The sequence below is a fragment of the Stenotrophomonas sp. LMG 10879 genome (assembly GCF_002750935.1).
Taxonomy (GTDB): domain Bacteria; phylum Pseudomonadota; class Gammaproteobacteria; order Xanthomonadales; family Xanthomonadaceae; genus Stenotrophomonas; species Stenotrophomonas lactitubi_B.
In genome coordinates this window covers 256,383-274,965 of the sequence record NZ_PEJT01000001.1, presented here as the reverse complement: position 1 = coordinate 274,965, position 18,583 = coordinate 256,383, and the positions used below count along the sequence as shown (strand labels likewise).

Annotated in this window: 16 protein-coding genes and 1 pseudogene; 4 read left to right on the top strand and 13 right to left on the bottom strand. The window is 66.2% G+C overall.

Annotated features, from left to right (window positions below; genetic code table 11):
• Positions 1 to 195: 195 nt before the first annotated feature.
• Together CR919_RS01155 and CR919_RS01145 are read right to left on the bottom strand one after the other, a co-directional pair.
• Positions 196 to 678, bottom strand: a pseudogene (locus CR919_RS01155) (site-specific integrase); the annotation flags it as partial.
• Between the two features lie 672 nt (positions 679 to 1,350).
• Complete coding sequence (locus CR919_RS01145; RefSeq protein WP_343124852.1) at positions 1,351 to 1,722, bottom strand: DUF3653 domain-containing protein; 372 nt, start codon at positions 1,720 to 1,722, stop codon at positions 1,351 to 1,353.
• A 766-nt stretch (positions 1,723 to 2,488) separates the two neighbouring features.
• On the opposite strand from CR919_RS01145, the gene CR919_RS01140 reads away from it, so the two are divergent.
• Positions 2,489 to 3,115, top strand: a complete 627-nt coding sequence (locus CR919_RS01140) for a response regulator transcription factor (RefSeq protein ID WP_099818442.1) — start codon at positions 2,489 to 2,491, stop codon at positions 3,113 to 3,115.
• A complete protein-coding gene (locus CR919_RS01135) occupies positions 3,112 to 5,439 on the top strand; it encodes an ATP-binding protein (RefSeq protein WP_243379784.1) in 2,328 nt (775 codons plus the stop codon). The genes CR919_RS01140 and CR919_RS01135 overlap by 4 nt, the downstream gene beginning before the upstream one ends.
• 1 nt (position 5,440) lies before the next feature.
• Here CR919_RS01135 and CR919_RS01130 read toward each other — a convergent pair whose 3' ends face one another.
• The 9 genes from CR919_RS01130 to CR919_RS01090 form a co-directional block, all read right to left on the bottom strand.
• The gene (locus CR919_RS01130) at positions 5,441 to 6,196 is read right to left on the bottom strand and encodes a SapC family protein (protein ID WP_099818768.1); all 756 of its coding nucleotides are present in this window, start codon (positions 6,194 to 6,196) and stop codon (positions 5,441 to 5,443) included.
• Positions 6,197 to 6,307: 111 nt separating this feature from the next.
• Positions 6,308 to 6,580 carry a hypothetical protein gene (locus CR919_RS01125; protein ID WP_099818767.1) on the bottom strand — a complete coding sequence of 91 codons (273 nt, stop codon included), beginning with the start codon at positions 6,578 to 6,580 and terminating at the stop codon, positions 6,308 to 6,310.
• Positions 6,581 to 6,817: 237 nt separating this feature from the next.
• A complete protein-coding gene (fusA, locus tag CR919_RS01120) occupies positions 6,818 to 8,860 on the bottom strand; it encodes an elongation factor G (RefSeq protein WP_099818441.1) in 2,043 nt (680 codons plus the stop codon).
• Between the two features lie 383 nt (positions 8,861 to 9,243).
• Positions 9,244 to 9,993, bottom strand: a complete 750-nt coding sequence (locus tag CR919_RS01115) for a hypothetical protein (RefSeq protein WP_099818440.1) — start codon at positions 9,991 to 9,993, stop codon at positions 9,244 to 9,246.
• Positions 9,994 to 10,062: 69 nt separating this feature from the next.
• On the bottom strand, positions 10,063 to 10,824 hold the full coding sequence (locus CR919_RS01110; RefSeq protein WP_099818439.1) for a heme ABC transporter ATP-binding protein: 762 nt from the start codon (positions 10,822 to 10,824) through the stop codon (positions 10,063 to 10,065).
• Positions 10,821 to 11,864 (bottom strand): iron ABC transporter permease, encoded by a 1,044-nt coding sequence (locus CR919_RS01105; RefSeq protein WP_099818438.1) that lies wholly within the window; start codon positions 11,862 to 11,864, stop codon positions 10,821 to 10,823. The genes CR919_RS01110 and CR919_RS01105 overlap by 4 nt, the downstream gene beginning before the upstream one ends.
• A complete protein-coding gene (locus CR919_RS01100) occupies positions 11,861 to 12,907 on the bottom strand; it encodes an ABC transporter substrate-binding protein (RefSeq protein WP_099818437.1) in 1,047 nt (348 codons plus the stop codon). Before CR919_RS01100 ends, CR919_RS01105 begins: the two co-directional genes overlap by 4 nt.
• A 50-nt stretch (positions 12,908 to 12,957) precedes the next feature.
• A complete protein-coding gene (locus tag CR919_RS01095; RefSeq protein ID WP_099818436.1) occupies positions 12,958 to 14,337 on the bottom strand; it encodes an ATP-binding protein in 1,380 nt (459 codons plus the stop codon).
• Between the two features lie 121 nt (positions 14,338 to 14,458).
• Positions 14,459 to 15,487 (bottom strand): alpha/beta hydrolase-fold protein, encoded by a 1,029-nt coding sequence (locus CR919_RS01090; protein WP_099818435.1) that lies wholly within the window; start codon positions 15,485 to 15,487, stop codon positions 14,459 to 14,461.
• A gap of 258 nt (positions 15,488 to 15,745) precedes the next feature.
• Between CR919_RS01090 and CR919_RS01085 the strand changes: the two genes are divergently transcribed.
• On the top strand, positions 15,746 to 16,120 hold the full coding sequence (locus tag CR919_RS01085) for a hypothetical protein (protein ID WP_099818434.1): 375 nt from the start codon (positions 15,746 to 15,748) through the stop codon (positions 16,118 to 16,120).
• A gap of 84 nt (positions 16,121 to 16,204) precedes the next feature.
• Here CR919_RS01085 and CR919_RS01080 read toward each other — a convergent pair whose 3' ends face one another.
• Positions 16,205 to 16,606, bottom strand: a complete 402-nt coding sequence (locus CR919_RS01080; RefSeq protein ID WP_099818433.1) for a DUF805 domain-containing protein — start codon at positions 16,604 to 16,606, stop codon at positions 16,205 to 16,207.
• 185 nt (positions 16,607 to 16,791) lie between these two features.
• Here CR919_RS01080 and CR919_RS20990 point away from each other — a divergent pair, with 185 nt between their 5' ends.
• Complete coding sequence (locus CR919_RS20990; protein ID WP_133119574.1) at positions 16,792 to 17,157, top strand: hypothetical protein; 366 nt, start codon at positions 16,792 to 16,794, stop codon at positions 17,155 to 17,157.
• Positions 17,158 to 17,244: 87 nt separating this feature from the next.
• Here the strand turns inward: CR919_RS20990 and CR919_RS01075 are convergent, their stop codons facing one another.
• Entirely contained in the window at positions 17,245 to 18,543 is a 1,299-nt protein-coding gene (locus tag CR919_RS01075; protein WP_243379779.1) for a replication-associated recombination protein A, read from the bottom strand.
• Between the last annotated feature and the right edge of the window lie 40 nt (positions 18,544 to 18,583).

Genomic DNA, 18,583 nt, shown 5'->3' with positions numbered 1-18,583 from the left:
AAGGCGTGCATTCGCATTAGGCCAAGGGGTCGGCGGCGGTAGCGCTGATAGCGGCGCACCGGCTCCCTTACCTGGTTTACTTGTGGCCACGCCCCCTCCCTTGGCGGTAGTACAGGTCCAGCAGCCACAGGATAAGCCATCGGAGGTGGAGCGGCGCGCATCGATTAACGCGCGCCCGTAGCCCGCTCTGGGCCGTCAATCTTCCAGTAGGCGAGCAGCGGGATTTGCCGTAGCACCGCCCGTCTGGAAATACCCGATCACACTCGATACCGACCGGTGCTCCGTCAGCTGCATGATCGCCGGCAATGCCACGCCCTGACGACTAGCCTCGGTCACGAACCCCGACCGCAGACTGTGCCCGCCAAAATCCCCCTCCAGCCCGGCCAAGCGCGCTCGCCGCTGCACGATCTCGCCCACAGCGGCCGGGGACAGGGCAGGGCCCACCCGCTGTTTCCATAGCCGCCGGAAGATGGCTCCCTCGGTGATGCCCGCCGCTTCCAACCAATCCTGCAGGGCGAGGGCGGCCCGATCGAGCACCGGCTTGTCCGGCGTCGAGGAGGCCGTAACCCCGGTCTGCTGAGTCTTGCTGTGCTCCAGTCGGTAGATATAGCCCGCCTCGCCAATACGGCGCAGGTCGCGCAGGTCGGCCGCAGCGATCTCGCTACGCCGGCGGCCGCCACCACCGATGCCGACACTAGCTGTACGTGCCTCACGGAACAGGGCACCAAGGCTAAGGTCAGGTTGCAGGTGTGCGTTGCGATTGCACGTGACGGCCCTGCTTACAACCCTTACCGCGCGCCACGCCAGGACGATCCCGGCTCACAGGTGCAGCTTGCTTCTACGCAGGTCCTACAGGCACCAGCTGCAGCTGTTCCGGGCGCCGTCATCTCTGTTGGTGAGCGGCCTATGTCTACATTCCCGGAATCGGTCCAGAATCGCTACAGCGGAAACTAGCGTGACGCATCACGGGGTGCAGGCTGACGAAACCTGCACCCAGCCGTTCTCAACTCGGCGGAACGTTTGGCCGTTGATGCAACGGTGACCCGGCGGAAGCACCTTGGGCCTTGCGGCCCGTTCTGCGGCCTCGCGCGTGCTACGCACTTCGTCGATTGGCACCTCGGGGTATATCTGGCGTGCGAGGGCCTCACCGGCACGTTCCTGTTCCTTCATAGCTGCGTTTCCGGCCACGCCCAGGACACCGCAGGTTGCCAAGAGCAACGCGCTGCCGCCCAAGAACACCCCTAGAGCCACTTTCCAAATCAAGCCCGTCGAATTCGCCATCTATGGCACCCCCAAGTGATCCAGCGGGCATTTTACGGGGTGTAGGGGCTTCGCCCCTACGCAAGCGCCTCACACGCGCTGGCGCGGCCTCGGCCCACGGCTCATGTAGACCACATTGGAAGTTTCGGCGTCGGAACCGGGGCCACGCACGCCCAACCGCCGTTCTCGGCGAATTCTGAGGGCTTCGGCAAGGTAGATGACGCTGGATTTCGTTGTGGCACAAGCCTTTCGGGGCGGTACCGATCGGGTGGCCACCTCGGCGCGGGCCTCGGCCATCATCAGCCTCCATTCCCGGGCGATGTTGCAGGTCAGCGACCACCAGGCCATATCGCAGGGATCCAGCTGGTGACCCTCCGGGGTGAACATGTGGCCGCCCTGAAAGCCGAAACCGGCCCAAGGGCCGGTTAGATCTATGCGGTCGTGGGGATCTATCTTGATCATGCTGCGAGCTCGTCCTTGTCGGGTGAACGAACAGGCAGGCAAGAGCCGAGCCAGAGCCATTGCCAAGCAGGACCCACGAAAGCAGCCAGCCGCCGCAGCCCGTGTCGGCTACGTCGTATTTCGCATAATGTATATTATGTTCAAAGCAGCTAGGCATCCAGTCCGTCATCCGCCCAGCCACCCCAGGATGCCCCCAGAATCACCGCAGCTTCTATCCCCATCCATCCCAGCCATCAAGCTGCCGCACACCTTGGCTGCCGGCAGCATCCAGACTCACCACAGCCCATCCTTACAGCACACGCCGACCACCGGTCGCACGCTCACCCCCAACCAACCAAGCATGCATCACCGGGCGAACGTTGAATTCTGAGAGTCATCCAAGCCCTCAGCCCTGCAGAATTCACCGCCCAGCAATCCAGTCACCGTGACGCGTCACGTTAATTGGCTCCCTAAGACCCATCAGCCGCTTCGGCTTTGAGCGTCCCGTACTCAGCGCCACCCTCAATGCTGGCGTCCTGCCAGCGCCGCGCATTGTCAGCATCCGCTTCACACGCAACCCGCGCACTCCTGCGGACGCAACTCAGAAGCCGGCAGACGCATCAGGCTACTGCACCACACGCACCCCGTGCCATTGCCGACACAACAGTCCAACTTCTGCCAACCACGCTCTAAGAAAAGTCTCAAAAATCGAACGTTTTCGATGCTCGACGCGACAGCGGCGCCAGAATGAGCGCCACGCCACTCGGCGCTGACAACACTCCTGCGCATGAACGGATTCCCTGCACCGCGCCGGCTTCGCCTGGCCCTGCTTGATGACCATGACGTCGTCCGCCGTGGCACGGCCTTTCATCTCGGCAGTGACAGCCGCTTCGAGATCGTCGCCAGCCACAGTGGCAGCCAGGCCTTCGTGCTGGCCCTGCAGCAGTGCCACGCGGATGTGGCCATCATCGACATCACCCTGGCGCCCGGCGATATCAGCGGCGCCGAGCTCGTCCAGCATCTGCGCCAGGCGCTGCCGCAGGTAACGCTGCTTGGCTTCGCGGGGCAGAACTCGGTAGCGATCATCAATCACCTGCTGGATGCCGGACTCAGTGGATTTGTCGGCAAATCCGAGCCTTTGGCCGAACTTTCCGACGCGGTCGTGCGCGTCGCCCAAGGGCTTTGCCGGATACCGCCGACGTGCAAGCTGCTGACACCCTGCGACGCGCTGAGCCGGAACGAACGCGAGGTCATCCGGCTGGTCCTGGATGGGCTGACCGTTTCCGAGATTGCCTTGCACCGGCACCGTAGCGTCAAGACCGTCAGCACGCAGAAGATTGCAGCCCTGCGCAAGCTGGGCCTGCGCAATGATGCGGAGATCTTCGCGATGCGCCAGCAGTTGGAGGTACTGTGACTGCGCTGTTCAAGCGCGCACGCTGGTTCTTGCTGCTGGCGCTGTTTACCCTGCTTCCCTGCACATCCGCAGGCGATGTCCAGCACGGAGTGTGGGCGCCTGGACGCGAGGTGCGGGTGGCCGCGGGCCCCACGCTGCATCCCGCCCCCGAAGATGCGACCGACCCCGAGGTGCTGCAGACGCTGGCGCATGGCTATGCTGCGCTCGTCGCCCGTCATTCCGGACTGGCCTTCGTCGAAGTCCCGTTTCCCAGCACCCTCGCAGCGATGGCAGCCGTCTGTGACGGCCGGGCGGACCTTGTACTGGTGCAGGGCGGTGGCGATGGCGCGCGCCTGCCCTGCCCCAGCCTGGCGCCCTCGCGCAGCTTTCATGGTGGCGCGAGCGTGCTGGCTGGCCGCATTGGTGAGCGCTTGCCGCGCCGGGTTGCCGATGTCGGCACGCTGCGGATCGCAGCCGTTGAAGGCGGCCCCTATCCAGCGTGGCTGGCCGAACACCACCCTGCAGTAGCCGTCCTGCCCCAGCCCAGCATGCGCGCGGCGTTGGCGGCGGTGGATGCCGGCATCGCCGACGTAGCGATCGGCCTGGAATCCACTGCGCGTGCGATGACGCGGCGGCACTTTTCCCACAGCCTGCGCCTGCAGGTGCTTGATGCCAGTTTTCCAACCCAGCTGCACCTGCTTGCCAGGCGCGAAGACCAGAAGCTGCTTGAGCGCATCGAGACAGCTCTGGACGACATCACCATCGAAGAGCATGCCCAGCTGCTGCAGCGCTGGGCCCAGCAGGCGCTGCCGGCCGCGTTCGGGCAGACGCTGCGGCACCAGTTCAGTGCCGCCACACTCTGGCTGTTGCCTGCGGTCGCTGTTCTGCTGACGCTTCCATTGCTGGCCACGCGCAGACTACGCCTGCAGCAGGGGCTTGATCAGAAGCAGATCCAGATGGCCGGCATGCTCAGCCATGAGGTGCGCAATTCGGCCCAGGCGGTCATGGCGTCAATCGACCTGCTGGGCCAGGCGCCATTGCCGGCTGGCCAGCGCGAGCTGGTGGCCGCCGCTGCCAATGCGGGCCAGGCACTGCGCGGACTGCTCAATCGCACAGTGGATTTTTCCCGTCTGGCCAGTGGCACTTTCCGGCCGAAGCTGCTGCCCTGCGACGCACATGCGGTATGCACGCAGGCGCTGCAGGCCATTGCAGCCGAGGCGCAGAAGAAAGCGCTGCGCCTGCAGCTGTCCGCGCCCCAGGCGCCATTTCCACTGCTTGCAACCGACCCGGACTGCCTGCGGCAACTGCTCGACAACCTGCTCGGTAATGCCGTCAAGTTCACCGACGTAGGCGGCGTTGAACTGCGCCTGCAGCTGGATACGCCGGCAAAGCCCGCATCACTGCTGATAGAAGTCATCGATAGCGGCATCGGCATCGCGCCAGCGCAGATGAAGGGACTGTTCGCCCCCTTCCAGCAGGCCGACGTCGGCAGGCAGCGCGGCGGCAGCGGGCTGGGCCTGTCGATCTGTCGCACGCTGGCCGAAGCGATGGGCGGCACTCTGGATGTTCATAGCGTGCATGGCCGTGGCAGTCGTTTCATTCTTCGCCTACCCGTGCAGCGGGTGCGGGAGGATCCGCCGACCCCCGCAGCCGCACCCACCCTGCCCCAGCTGACCGGTACGCGCATCCTGCTGGTCGAGGACCACGCACTGAACCGCCGGGTTATTGCGGCCCAGCTGCGCTGTTGGGGCGCGACGGTGCAGGAAGCTGCCAATGCCGACGAGGCATTGGCCCTGCAGAGGGAGGCGCCCTGCGAGCTGGTGATGCTCGACATCGGCCTGCCGGGAATGGATGGCTATGCGCTGGCCCGGCAATTGCGGCTGTGTGAGACGGAAGGAGCACCTCGCACCCGCCTGCTTGCGCTCTCCGCCTTCACCGGTGTCGACCACGACCTGCGCTGCCAGGCGGCCGGCATCGACGCGGTGCTGTTCAAGCCGCTGCAGGTCGATGCGCTGCTGGAGGCGTTGGGCCAGCTTGTGACGGCCAGCACCAGCGCGGGTGGTGCCGACGAGCTGGCGGTCGCCTACGAAGACGATGTCGATCGTGAGGTGCAATGCCTGCAGGAGGCGATCGATCATTGCGATGCCGCTCGACTGCGCCATCACGCGCATCGACTGCAAGGCGTGTTGCAGATGCTCGGCGCGGGCGGCATGGCGGCGCTTGCCGGTGAACTCTGGGAGTTGGGCGACTGCGTGCCCCCCAGGTGGGACGATGCGCGCCAGATACTGGCAGAGATGCAAAGCTGGCGTGGCTCCCGGAGTACGGAAGCCACGCCGGCGGCCTGAATCAGGCGGCGTTACGTCCCGCCTGGCGGCGGGTCAGGTCGTTGAAGCGACCCAGCGACATCAGGTGCTGGTGAATCAGCGCCAGCCAGCCATTGCGATGCCATTCGACGACGGTCGCGTCCGGCAGCGCAATGAACTTCTCCACGTCGACGACGAAGAAGCCGTTGAGGTTGAACTCGCGGCCATCGGGCAGGCGCACGGTTGCATTGCGCTCGACCAGCAGGCCGTTGTCGACCAGCGCCTTGGAGAACGCCTGGGTCTGTTCGTGTTCGCGGGTGAACTGGCCGCAGAACTCGAGTGCCTGCTGCACCATGTCGGTGGCCTTGCCATCGACGAACAGCGGCTGACCTTCTTCGCCACCACGGACGATGCGCGGGCTCTCTTCGTCGATGCCGAGCAGGAAGTCATTGTCCGCGCCGGTGTCGATGAAGATGAAGGGATGGCGGCGCAGGTAGGCCGGGATGTAGGTCTCGTCGTCCCACAGGCCATCGGTGATGAACAGGTTGTCGGTGGTCACACCCACGGCGGCCATCGGCACCGCGCTCGGGCCTGCGAACAGGATCGGGAAGTGGTGCAGCGCCAGCGAGAATTCGCCCAGCACCAGCGGGATCGAGTTGCTGCTGGCAGCGAACTCGAGCTTGCCCGGCAGGATGCGCAGATCGGCGTGCAGATCCGCCTGCAGCGGCACCGGACGGGTGTAGAACAGGGGCGCGCTGCTCGGCGCAGCTTCGGTGGTGGTGTCGCTGGTGGTGGTCATCGTGGAAACCATGTCGATCATGCGCGCCTGCCATCCCGGGCGCGCCAGCGGGAACAACCTGAATCCCGCATTATCAACAAGGCAGGTGACAACGGCCACCCCGCAGCTCACTTATTTCAGCTGCAACGGATAACGCTGCCACAGAACGTGGACCAGGAAGCCGGCCAACTCGGTGTCGCGCGCACTGACTGCTGCGCGGATCTTGTCCAGCAGGACCATGTCGCTGCAGTGCCGCACGTCGGCGTGGTTGGCCTGCCCTGCGCGGCGTGCCCGATAGCGTGCAGCCCGCTGCGCGTCGCTCATTGCGTACCCGAACTTGGGCGGCCGACCGCGTTTGCGCGGCAGGGGCAGCTCCAGGGTTCCGGGATCATTGTCATCACGCATGGGCAGGGTGCGGGCGGCGGCAAGCAACGGGGGGTGCGCAATTTATCGTGAGGCATCACTTTAATCCAGCTTTTTCTGCAGTTTTGTTGCAATGCAGTGCAGGTGCGTGGCGCACGGATGGCACCCATCCACGCATGGCGTGGATCTACTTCCTTGGGTAGATCCACGCCATGCGTGGATGAGCCCCCGCCAATACGCAAAAAGGGGAACCCGCGAACGGGCTCCCCTGCTCCTTCCTTACGACACACGCACCGGCTCGTAGCCGTGCAGATGCGATTCGCTGCTGGCGCGCCCCTGGCTCAGCGAACGCAGCGAGGTCGTGTAACCGACCAGCTGTGCCAGCGGCGCGAATCCGCTGACTTCGGCGCGACCGTCCTGGTCGTCGATGCGGGCCACGCGGCCATGGCGACGATTCAGATCGCCCACCACGTCACCCACCGAGGCGGACGGCGAATGCACCGTCACCGCCATCACCGGTTCCAGCAGCTGCGTGCCGCTGGCCGCCAGCGCGGCCTTGATGCCCTCGCTGCCTGCCCGATGGAACGCCATCTCCGACGAATCCTTCGCGTGGGTCTGGCCATCCACCAGGCTGACCTCGATGCCGACCACCGGATGGCCCTGGGGGCCTTCCGACAGCGCGGCACGAACGCCCTTCTCCACCGCAGCGATGAAGTTGCGCGGCACCACGCCACCAACGATGCGGTCATTGAACACGACCTCGCCGTCGTCGCGCGGCGCCACGTCCAGCACCACGTGCGCGAACTGGCCCTGGCCACCGGTCTGCTTGACCAGCCGGCCAACCACACCTTCAACGGCACGCTGCGGTGTCTCCTGGTACGCGACGCGCGGCGCGCCAATGCCGATGTCCAGCTTCCATTCGCTGCGCAGGCGTTCGACCATCACTTCCAGGTGCAGCTCGCCCATGCCCCAGGCCAGGGTTTCACCGGTGTCGCCATCGGTTTCCACCCGGAACGAGGGATCTTCCTGGGCCAGGCTGGCCAGGCCCTGCGCCAACCGGATCAGGTCGGCCGCACGCGCCGGCTCCAGCCGCCACGCCAGCACCGGGGCCTGCGCCTGGATGCTCTCCAGGCGCAACGGCTGCCCTCGCCCGCTCAGCGTTTCACCGCTGACCGCATCCTTCCAGCCCAGCACCGCCACGATGTCGCCGGCCACCGCCTGCGCGATGTCCTGGGTCTGGTCGGCCTGCACGCGCACCAGCCGGCTGATGCGGCGCCCTTGCGGGTGCTGCGAGCTGGCCACGTTGTCGCCCACCTTCAAGGTGCCCGAGTACAGCCGCACGAAGCTCAGTGCGCCGTGCTGCTGGTGGGTGATCTTGAACAGCAGGCCCGCCAACGGGCCGTCCGGGTCCGGCGGCAGCAGGACGTCCCCGCCCTCGCCTTCGGCCGTAACCGCAGGACGATCCAGCGGCGACGGCAGGTAATCGACCACCGCATCCAGCAGCGTTTCGATGCCCTTGTCCTTGAACGCGGCACCGGCCAGCACCGGCACGCCGGCGCCAGACAGCGTCGCGCGACGGATCGCTGCGCGCAGCATCGCCGCGTCGATGTCACGGCCTTCCAGCCACGCCGTTGCCAGCACATCGTCATGGTCGGCCACGGCCTCGACCAGCGCATTGCGCTGCGGTTGCCACTGCGCGCGCTCGGCCTCGCTCCATGCCGTCACTGTCGCCGCGCCACCGTCCTGCCAGTGCAGCACGCGGCCATCGACCAGGTCGACCCAGCCATGGAAGTCACCTTCACTGCCCAACGGTACGCCCAGCGCCCAAGGTCGCGCCCGCAGCTTGTCCTGCAGCTGCTCCAGCACGCGCTCGAACGACGCGCCGATGCGATCCATCTTGTTGACGAACGCAATCAACGGCACGCCATGCCGGCGCGCCTGGCGCCACACGGTTTCCGACTGCGGCTGCACGCCGTCCACGGCCGAGAACACGGCCACGGCACCGTCGAGCACGCGCAGCGAGCGCTCGACTTCGATGGCGAAGTCGATGTGGCCGGGAGTGTCGATCAGGGTCAGCTGATGCAGCGGCAGATCGCGCGGCGCCCATTGCGCGTGTACGGCGGCGGCGCCGATGGTGATGCCACGCTCGCGCTCGATCGCCGAGAAGTCGGTAGTCGCGTTGCCGTCATGCACTTCGCCGACGCGGTGGATCTCGCCGGTCTTCCACAGAAGGCGTTCGGTAAGGGTGGTTTTGCCAGCGTCGATGTGGGCAATGATGCCGAGGTTGCGAAGACGCGACAGAGTTTGGGTATTGGTGTTCATGAGATGGGTTCCTGCTGGGCCAACTTCGGGGGCCGCACACCCCGGTTGGCTACAGGGTGTGCGGCTGACGTTCGGTCTCGGCGATCTGGTGCATGGCACGTTCTCCTTGCGGTGGAGCGGGTTGAGGGATGGAAGGCGGAAACGAAAAGAGCGCCCCGAAAGGGCGCTCTGTGGATGGTCCAGCGAAGGCCGCGATCAGCGGCCTCGTGGGGCTCCAGGCAGACACGCCCGTTCCGCGCTTGCGCGGGTCAGGGTGAAAAACTTCAGGAGCGGCATCCGGTTCATGCGGCGCATTCTAGACCTGTCTGTCTGGCGCGCAAGTGAATATTGCGCGCATGAATAGAACGATGAGGCGCAATGAAGCGAGGATCTTTCAAAAGTGATCACTCGCAGCCGTTGATACGCCGCGCCTCACCCACCGTCGCGGCGTGATCCCCCGTCACCGACACCCAGTCCTTCAGCGGGAAGGCGGCATTGATCTCGCCGCGACGGGGTGTGTCGTGGATCGTCACTTCGGTCCAGCTGCCCACCGCACCCAGCTCACGCAGGCGGGCCGCCTGGTCGTCTTCGGTACTGAAGGTGTCACCCGGCTTCGACGGCTTAGCATTGTTCACCGTGGCGGTCTTCAGTGCGCGCACGCGCAGCGCACCATTGGGCATGCGCTGACTGATCACGTCGTAGCGTTCAACACCGTAGGCCCACGACCGCTCGGCCTGGCGGCGCACTTCACTGCCGTCATCGGCAACTTCGATCTTGCCATCCACCAGTCCACCCACGGCAGCGATGCCGCCGTAGCCCGCCATCATTGCTTCGTAGCCGATCATCTGCCGCTTCTCCAGCGGCAGTTCGCTGGCCGCAGGCTTCATGCCCGGCAGCTTCAGATACGCCGACTTTTTGCAGAGCAGCAGCACGCTTTGATTGCCCCAGGCCATCAGCATCGCGCCACCGGTGTAGTAATGCGTGGTGAACAGATCGGAGGCGGCGCCGGCACCCTTCGCATGACGGATTTCGATCGAGGTCGCCTGGTCAGCCACCTTGTCCAGTACAACCGTGCGGACGGGAGCGGCGTGCGCCGTGCACGAAGCAGCAATGATCGAAGCCAGCAGTGTTGCGCGCGGGAGGATGTATTTCATGGGGGTCATTCCGTTGAGAAAAACGAACCGCCAATGATACTTCGCCCCGCTCTGCGCGGCTTTACCGCATCAGGTCACCACCACCAACGGCACACCGCGGCGCGGATGCTGCAGCACCACCACGTCCTGCTGGTAGACGCGCCGCAGGTTGGCCTCGGTCAGCACCTCCGAAGGCGTGCCGTCAGCGGCCACCCTGCCCTGTTCCAGCAGCACGATGCGATCGGAGTAGCCGGCTGCCAGGTTGAGGTCATGCAGCACCACGATCACGCACGTGCCCGCTTCGGCGCAGGCACGCACGCTGCGCAGGGTGCGCTCCTGATGGCGCAGATCCAGCGCAGCCGTAGGTTCGTCCAGCAGCAGCAACGGCGTGTCCTGTGCCAGCACGCGGGCGAAGGTGGTCCGCGCCGATTCGCCGCCGGACAGCTGCTGCACTTCGCGCAGGCGCAACGCCTGCAGTTCGGCAGCATCGATCGCGCGTTCCACCTGCGCATCGTCCACCTGCGGGTCCGGCGGATGCGGCAGGCGGCCCATCGCCACGACTTCTTCCACGCTGAAGGCGAAGCGCACGCCGTGTTCCTGAGGCATCACCGCACGTTCGCGTGCCAGCGGCCCGGCCTTGTAGTCACGCAGCGGGCGTCCGTGCAGATGCACGTCACCACCATCGGCGCGCAGATCGCCGGCCGCCACACCCAGCAGCGTCGACTTGCCGGCGCCATTGGGCCCCACCAGCGCCGTCACCGTACCGGGCTGGAATTCGAGGGTGATGCCATGCAGGATCTCGCGCTGCTGGCGGCGCACCACCAGGTCGCGCAATTGCAGAAAAGCGCTCATGCGACTGCCTTGCGACGCTGCTGCAGCACCAGCCACAGGAAGAACGGCGCGCCCAGCGCGGCGGAGAACAGGCCCAGCGGGATCTCCGCCGGGGGATCCAGCGTGCGTGCAGCGGTGTCGGCCACCACGATCAGCAGCGCCCCCAGCAGGCCCGACAACGGCAGCAGCCAGCGATGGCCGGGGCCGACCAGCAGGCGCGCCACGTGCGGCACCACCAGGCCGACGAAACTGATCGAACCAGCGAATGCCACCGCAGAGCCCACCAACAGCGCACTGAACGCCACCAGCAGGCGCCGTGTACGCGCCACATCCAGCCCCAGGTGCTGCGCCTGTCGTTCGCCCAGCGCCAGCATGTCCAGCGGCGTGGCCAGGCGCTGCAGCGCGAATGCACCGATGGCAAACAGCGGCAACACCGCGACCACATCGGCCCAGTTGGCGCGCGCCAACGAGCCCATCTGCCAGAACACCAGCGATTGCAGCTCGCTTTCGTTGGCGATGTAGGTGAGGAAACCGATCAATGCCGAGCAGAATGCGGCCATCGCAATGCCCACCAGCAACAACGTGGCATTCCCGCTACCCTTGCCCGGCCGCGCCAACGCGTAGGTCAGCCCGATCGCGGCGGCACCGCCGCCGAACGCCGCCACCGGCACCAGCCAGCCGGCTGCACCCGCGGCACCGAGCACGATCGCCGCCACCGCGCCCAACGCAGCGCCCTGGCTGACACCGACGATGCCCGGATCGGCCAGCGGATTGCCGAACAGTCCCTGCAGGCTGGCGCCGGCCATCGCCAGCGCCGCGCCCACCATGGCCCCCAGCAGCGCACGCGGAATGCGCAGCTGCCACACCACGGCCAGGTCACGACTGCTGACCGATTGCGGATCGAGCAGACCCAGCTTCACCGCCAGCGCCTGCATCACTTCCAGAGGCGGCAGCCGCAGCGGGCCCACGGCGAACGACGCCAGCACCGCACCCAGCAGTGCGACCAGCGCAATCAACAACATCGTCCGCCCGCGACGGCGGCGTCGATCCGCAGGACTCATGCCTTCGGCAGCGCCGCCAGCGCCTTGGCCAACGCCTGCGCACCTGCACCAGAACCGATGCTGGCGTACTTCAGCTGCGCATCCGGCATCACCCAGACCCGGTTGGCCTGTCCGGCCGGGGTCTGCTTCAGCGTCGGGTAGGCCTTCCACAGGCCTTCGGCACCACCGAACAGCTGAAGGTCATGCTCGGTCACCAGGATCACTTCCGGTGCCGCCGCGACCACGCCTTCGTTGCTCAGCTGCGAATAGTTGGCCACGCCGGCCTCGGTGCCGATGTTGATGCCGCCGGCCAGCGCGATCAGCTTGGCCGATGCGCTGTCGGCACCGGCCACGGTCGGTGAACCGCCTGCACCCGTCGCCGACACATGGATCACCCGCGGCGCATGCCCCAGGCCCCTGCCGATCGCGGCCGCCTCATCCAGCTGGCGCTGCACCTGCGTGGCCAAGGTCTGCCCTGCATCGGCCACACCGAGCACGGCGGCAATCTTGCGCACCTTGTCCGGTGCCGGCTGCAGGTCATCGATCACCACTGCGGGCTCGCCCACTTCGCGCAGTTTCTTGGCCAGTTCGGTGTGGCGACGCAGGCTGTTGCCGATGAACAGCGAGCCCTGCAGGCTCAGCACGCCCTCCACGCCGGTGGTGCGGTTGAACAGGAACTGGTGCGGCGCGGCCAGGCCTGCCTGAGTCGTGGTGTTGGTCGGCGCGGCGAACACCTGCTTGCCCAGCCCCAGTGCTTCAATCACCGCGATGATGTCGTCACCGCCGGCAATGATCCGGCTGGTGTCATCCACTTCCACACCGGCGCCATCGTCGGACTGGACCTTGGTCGGCAGAACCGCCTGCTGCCCCGGCAGGGTCGGCACGTCATTGCCCGCCACCCGCTGCCAGCCTGCGGGAAGTGCCCCGGCCTCGGCGGTAGCGGCAGCCGTCGCAGCTGCGTCGGGGTTGCCCGAAGACGGCGGTGCCTTGTCGCCACAGGCGGCCAGCACCAGTGAAACGGCAAGCGGGAGCGCGCACAGGCGCAGGCGGGAAGCGATGTTCATGCAGGTTCTCCTTGCTGGCAGGGCGACGGGGTGCCGCCCTGCCCTGTGGCTTACGGCTGGCGCAGGCTGATGCGGGTGATGCGGTCACCCTTCGGATCCTCAGCGCCACGCGACTTGTTCACGGCGAAGACATTGCCCTTGCCATCGGCGCGGACGTGATTGGGGAAGGTGCCGCCATCGAGGTTGCCGACCACCTTGCCATCACGATCAACCGCGGTGACCGTGCCTGCGCCGCGATTGGTGACATAGGCCAGGCCGCTCTTCGCATCGAAGGCCACGTTCAGTGCGCCAGCGCCGACCGGCACGTCGTGCACGACCTTGCCGCTGGCCACGTCGACGATCAGCAGGTTGTCGGTGCCCTGCGAGGCCACGTAGAGGCGGTTGCGCTGGGCATCGAAGGCCACGCCGGAGGCGCTGATCGAATTGCCCAGGTCGATGACCTTGTCGACCTTGCCGCTGGCCACATCGATCACCGCCGCTTCCGGCGTACCGATGCTGACCGTGAACAGCTTGCCGCTGGGCTCATCCAGCACCAGGCTCATCGGCACGAACTTCTCGTCGTCCACGCCGGAGGCCAGGGTGATCGGCGCCAGCGCCTTCAGCGTCTTCGCATCGAACACCGACAGGTGGTCTTCGCCGCTGGCCGAGGCGAACACCTTGCCGTGCGTGCTGTCGACCACGACGTCGCGGGCGTGCGGCACGGTGCCGACCGGGAACTGGTGGACCAGCGACAGATCCGCCTGGCGATAGACGGCCACCGTGTCCTGGCGGGTGTTGCTGACCCAGACGTTGCCGTTGGCATCATCCACGCCCACGCCGTACACCGCGAACACCGCACCGTTGGTGCTGCCCGGCACCTGCGCCGGGGTGATGGCCTTGATCACCTTCAGCGACTTCGGGTCCAGCTTCAGCAGCTGCGACTGGGTGACCGGCGGGCGACCGACGGCCGAGGTCACGAACACTGCGTTGCTGGCGGCGCTGTAGGCCGACTGGTACAGGCCCGGCACCAGCTTGTTGGACTGGGTGGCGAACTTCGCCTGGCCCGACAGCGGCAACTGCGGCGACACGCGCAGCTTCAGCACGGTTGCGGCGGCGGGCTGGCTGGCGCGCACCACCACCGGATGGGTGCCCGGCACCGCGTCGGCCGGAATGGCCAGCTGGGTCTTGAAGTTCCCATCGGCATCGACCACCACCGGCTGGCTGTTGAGCACGGTATCGCCACGCAGCAGGCTGACCTGCTGGTCCGGCACGAAGCCGCGGCCGGTGACATCGGCGGTGCTGCCGGGAACCACGTTCTCACCGCGTGAGACAACCTGGCCCTTGAAGGTGGCGCTGGCCGGCTGGTCGAACACCGGCTGTGCGGTGGCGGTCACTGCCAGCAGCAGGCCGGCGGCCAGGGAAGTGAGGCGGAAAGACGGACGGAACGACATGGAAGGCTCCTTGCACACGTAGGCCGCGCCTGGTGGCGCGGGATTCATCGGTTGCCTTGGCCGCTGCACGTCGACAGTCCGCCTGGGTAGTGGGGTCGCACGGCACTGCCGTGCGGGGGATTCATTCGGCGGCGTTGTCACCACCGGTCGGTTGGCCGTCACCGGCGCTGCGGTCGGTCACGCCATACAGCTCATGCAGGGCCGCGTGGAAGGACGCAGGCAGCATCGGGCCATGGCCGAGGCCGGGAAACTCGCGGTACTGCACGCTCAGCCCCGGCACGTTGTCCAAGCGTTCGGCCAGCTGCATCGCCGCATCCGGGGTGGCGCCACCAATACGGCGCAGATGCGCGACCACGCGCGGATTGCTCATGTCACGCTTGCCGCGGTCGCCGACGCGCTCGGCACCGCCGAGCATCAGCCACACCTTCGCGGGCTGACCGTGTGCGTTCTGCACGAACTGCTGCTCGGCATCACCGAGCGGCGCGCCCTGGCTCCACCACAACGACGGGCTGGCGCTGAGGTAGTACTGGAAGGCGGCCGGACGGGTGTACAGGCTGCTGAGCACGAACAGGCCGCCCAGCGAATGCCCCCACAGCGCCTGCTGCTGGGTGTCGATCTTCGCCCGGCGCTCGACTTCAGGCTTGATGCGGCGCTCGATCATGTCGAGGAACGCCGCTGCGCCGCCGCCAACGGCCTGGGTCTTGCCGCTTTCATCATCGGCGCGATCGATCCACGCGGTGTAGTCGCGGGTGCGCGCGGCCGAATCGATGCGCAGGTCGTTGTCGTAGCCGATCAGCACCAGCACCGGCGGCGCCTTGCGTGCGGCCAGCTCGGCCAGCAACGGCTGGTCCAGCACCATTGCCACGGCGTTGCCGTCCAGCGCGTACAGCACCGGCGCTGGGGTCTTCGAGGCCTTGGCCGGGATCGCGACATTCACCCGCCAGCGGCGTTGCTGGTCGGGGCTATCGATCACGAAACGCTCGAAGCGGTAACTGGCCGCCGGCTCATCGAGCACGGTCTGGCCCATCTTCTGCAGCGGATTGCGTTGCTGCGCGTATGCATACGGAGTAGCCAGGAGCAGGCCCATCATCAAGGCGGCCAGGCCGGACAGCAGCGGGCCACGGCGCGGAGGCAGGACGGAAGACTTCATCAGTGACGGCGAAAGCGGCACACGGCCACCGGTTCACAAGGGACCGCAGTCTACCTTAAACGCGAATGATTATCACATCGATCAAACGTCACGCTGTGTATCACGCGCGCGCCAGCGCTTGCGCCGGAAGTCCGTGTTCATCTACTTTTCCCGCCATCGGGGCGCAGGAATCGCCCCGCCCTCGCGGGCGCCTGCGTGGCCCCTGCCCATCAGCTCCACAACCGCCATGGGATCGGATCCCATGATTGTGAGAACACCTTGAAGCACAAAGCACTGATCGCACTCGTCGCCGGCCTCCTCGCCCCGCTGGCAGGCCACGCCGCGCCAAGCCTTGCCGGGCTGTATTCGGCCTATGAAGAGGCCGGCTATTCCTCCCTTGGGCTGGAAGAGCTCAACCAGACCGTGCAGTTCACGGCGGTGAGCCTGGGCGCCTCCAGCAACCTGCAGGGCGAGCCGGTCCTGGAAGCCGGCGACGAGGATGGCCAGGTGCTGGCCCGCCTGACCGCTTCCGATGACGAGCAGAACGCCAAGCTGGCAGCGATGGAGGAAGGCGTTTCCTTCACCGCCAGCTGCACGCTGCAGTTCAGCTCGGGATCGGACTACCTGGCGTTGGGCGACTGCGTACTGCAGTAATCGGTCCGGCAGCGCTGACAGCAGTGCGCAAACGACGAAGCCGGCTCAAAGCCGGCTTCGTTGTGTGAGGCGACGTTGGCGACATCAGGGGCCGGCGGGCACCGGGCCATAGGAATTGTCCTGCGGCGTACCCGGCAACAGCGCGAACACCAGGATCACCAGGCCACCCATCGGCACCAGCGCCAGCAGGTACAGCCAGCCCGACTGGTTGCAGTCATGCAGGCGGCGCACGGTCACTGCGATAAGCGGCACGATCGTGGCCAGCCAGAGCAGACCTACCAGCGCCAGTGCCCCGATGGTGATCCCGGCCATCCAGCTGGAATCGGCCTGCAGGAAAACCGCAGCAACGAATGCCACCATCATCGAAATCGCGCCTACCGCGGTAGCCGCAAGCAACAGGAACAGCTGGAACATCCAGTACTCGCGGCGATTGGCGCGGCCTTCGAACTGGGCGTAGCGCTTCAACGGCAGAATCATTTCCTGCACGGCGTCGTTCCTTGAAAAAAGAGCCGCGCAGTCTGCCAAATGCACACGGGCGGGGCAATGTAGAGCCGAGCCATGCTCGGCTGCCTCACTGGGGAGGGGGCCTCCATACGGCCCTTTTGCTCTTCACAGTGGCATTTGCGTCAGCGCCATTTGACTAGCGTGGCAACACCACTACGCTCGGGCAGATGAAGAGCATCCTGATTGCCTTACTCCTGACGTCCGCACCGCCCTCAACAGAACCCGGCTACATAGAGCCCGGCTACATGATGGGCAGCCTCAAGGCAAACCCGCCTCCAATGCCTGGCGCGCTAAAAGCAATGGGTGCGCAATGGGAAATGGACTACAAAACGCTGCGTCGTGCCCTGTTAAAGGCTGGATGGGTCGCAACGCCACGCGAGTACTCTCACCCAACCGTCTACGGATTCCCCGAGGTCAATTGTGGCAAGGGTTGGCAGGCGGTCTGCTCGTCCGGCTATCGGAAGGGCAAGCAGGAAGTCTTTCTCTGGCTTCATCCCACAGGCACCAACCTGATACTGATCGGCGCAGGCTGACGTATCCGCCACTATGGGGGTGTGCGTAAACGGCGGTCTCGGTCGTCAAAAGCAGTCGAGCATGGCTCGACTCTACAGAAGCGAAGCTCAGCGGCTCTTGGCCGCCCTCGCCGCCTCGCGCTCGGCACGCAGCCGGTCGAGTTTTTCCTTCAGCTTGATCTCCAGTCCGCGCGGCACCGGGTTGTAGTACACCCGCTCGCCCATCGCATCGGGGAAACCGGTCTGATCCAGCGCGATGCCGCCCTCGGCGTCGTGGTCGTACTGGTACTCGGCGCCGTAGCCCAGTTCCTTCATCAACTTGGTCGGTGCATTGCGCAGGTGCAGCGGCACTTCTTCGGTGCCGCTGTCGCGCACATCGGCCTTGGCCTGGTTGAAGGCCGCATAGCCGGCATTCGACTTGGCGGTGCTGGCCAGGTACAGCACCAGCTGGGCGAAGGCGAGCTCGCCTTCCGGGCTGCCCAGCCGCTCGTAGATGTCCCATGCCTCCAGCGCCATGCTCTGCGCGCGGGGATCGGCCAGACCGATGTCTTCGATGGCCATGCGGGTCAGCCGGCGTGCCAGATACGACGGATCACAGCCGCCGTCGAGCATGCGCGTGAGCCAGTACAGCGCGGCATCGGGATTGGAACTGCGCACGGATTTGTGCAACGCCGAGATCTGGTCGTAGAACTGCTCACCGCCCTTGTCGAAACGGCGAGTACGGTCGGCCAGCACCTGGGTCAGGGTCTGCGGCGTGATACGCCCACCCTCCCCGCCCGCCAGTTCGGCGGCGATTTCCAGCAGGGTCAACGCACGACGCACGTCGCCATCGGCAGCGGTGGCGATTTCCAGCAGCAGCTCCGGCGCAACCTCAATGTGTTCTTCGCCGAGGCCGCGTTCGCGATCGCCCAATGCACGTTCCAGCGCTTCAACGATGTCGGTCGGCGAGACGCCTTCCAGCACGTGCACGCGGCAACGCGACAGCAGCGCGGAGTTCAACTCGAACGACGGGTTCTCGGTGGTGGCGCCGACGAACAGGATGGTGCCGCGCTCGATATGCGGCAGGAACGCATCCTGCTGCGCCTTGTTGAAGCGATGCACTTCGTCGACGAACAGCACCGTGCGACGGCCTTCGGCGAAGCGCTGCGCCGCCTCGGCCAGCACCTGGCGCACCTCCGGCAGGCCGGACAGCACCGCGGAAATGGCGCGGAATTCGGCGTCGGAGTATTCAGCCAGCAGCAACGCCAGCGTAGTCTTGCCGCAGCCGGGCGGCCCCCACAGGATCATCGAATGCACGCGCCCGGATTCAACGGCGCGGCGCAGCGCGCTTTCCGGCGCGAGCAGACGCTTCTGCCCGACCATTTCGTCCAGGGTGCGGGGGCGCATGCGCTCGGCCAGCGGGCGCATGTGTTCCCGATCGACACTCAGCAGATCGGGACCGGGGAAT

Bases quoted from the DNA above. Each gene is read 5' to 3' on its own strand.
- CR919_RS01075 (WP_243379779.1), bottom strand. From the start codon at position 18,543: ATGCGCCCGCTGGCCGAGCGCATGCGCCCCCGCACCCTGGACGAAATG.
- CR919_RS01110 (WP_099818439.1), bottom strand. From the start codon at position 10,824: ATGAGCGCTTTTCTGCAATTGCGCGACCTGGTGGTGCGCCGCCAGCAG.
- fusA (WP_099818441.1), bottom strand. From the start codon at position 8,860: ATGAACACCAATACCCAAACTCTGTCGCGTCTTCGCAACCTCGGCATC.
- CR919_RS01100 (WP_099818437.1), bottom strand. From the start codon at position 12,907: ATGAACATCGCTTCCCGCCTGCGCCTGTGCGCGCTCCCGCTTGCCGTT.
- CR919_RS01145 (WP_343124852.1), bottom strand. From the start codon at position 1,722: ATGATCAAGATAGATCCCCACGACCGCATAGATCTAACCGGCCCTTGG.
- CR919_RS01095 (WP_099818436.1), bottom strand. From the start codon at position 14,337: ATGTCGTTCCGTCCGTCTTTCCGCCTCACTTCCCTGGCCGCCGGCCTG.
- CR919_RS20990 (WP_133119574.1), top strand. From the start codon at position 16,792: ATGAAGAGCATCCTGATTGCCTTACTCCTGACGTCCGCACCGCCCTCA.
- CR919_RS01105 (WP_099818438.1), bottom strand. From the start codon at position 11,864: ATGAGTCCTGCGGATCGACGCCGCCGTCGCGGGCGGACGATGTTGTTG.
- CR919_RS01125 (WP_099818767.1), bottom strand. From the start codon at position 6,580: ATGCGTGATGACAATGATCCCGGAACCCTGGAGCTGCCCCTGCCGCGC.
- CR919_RS01130 (WP_099818768.1), bottom strand. From the start codon at position 6,196: ATGACCACCACCAGCGACACCACCACCGAAGCTGCGCCGAGCAGCGCG.
- CR919_RS01115 (WP_099818440.1), bottom strand. From the start codon at position 9,993: ATGAAATACATCCTCCCGCGCGCAACACTGCTGGCTTCGATCATTGCT.
- CR919_RS01140 (WP_099818442.1), top strand. From the start codon at position 2,489: ATGAACGGATTCCCTGCACCGCGCCGGCTTCGCCTGGCCCTGCTTGAT.
- CR919_RS01090 (WP_099818435.1), bottom strand. From the start codon at position 15,487: ATGAAGTCTTCCGTCCTGCCTCCGCGCCGTGGCCCGCTGCTGTCCGGC.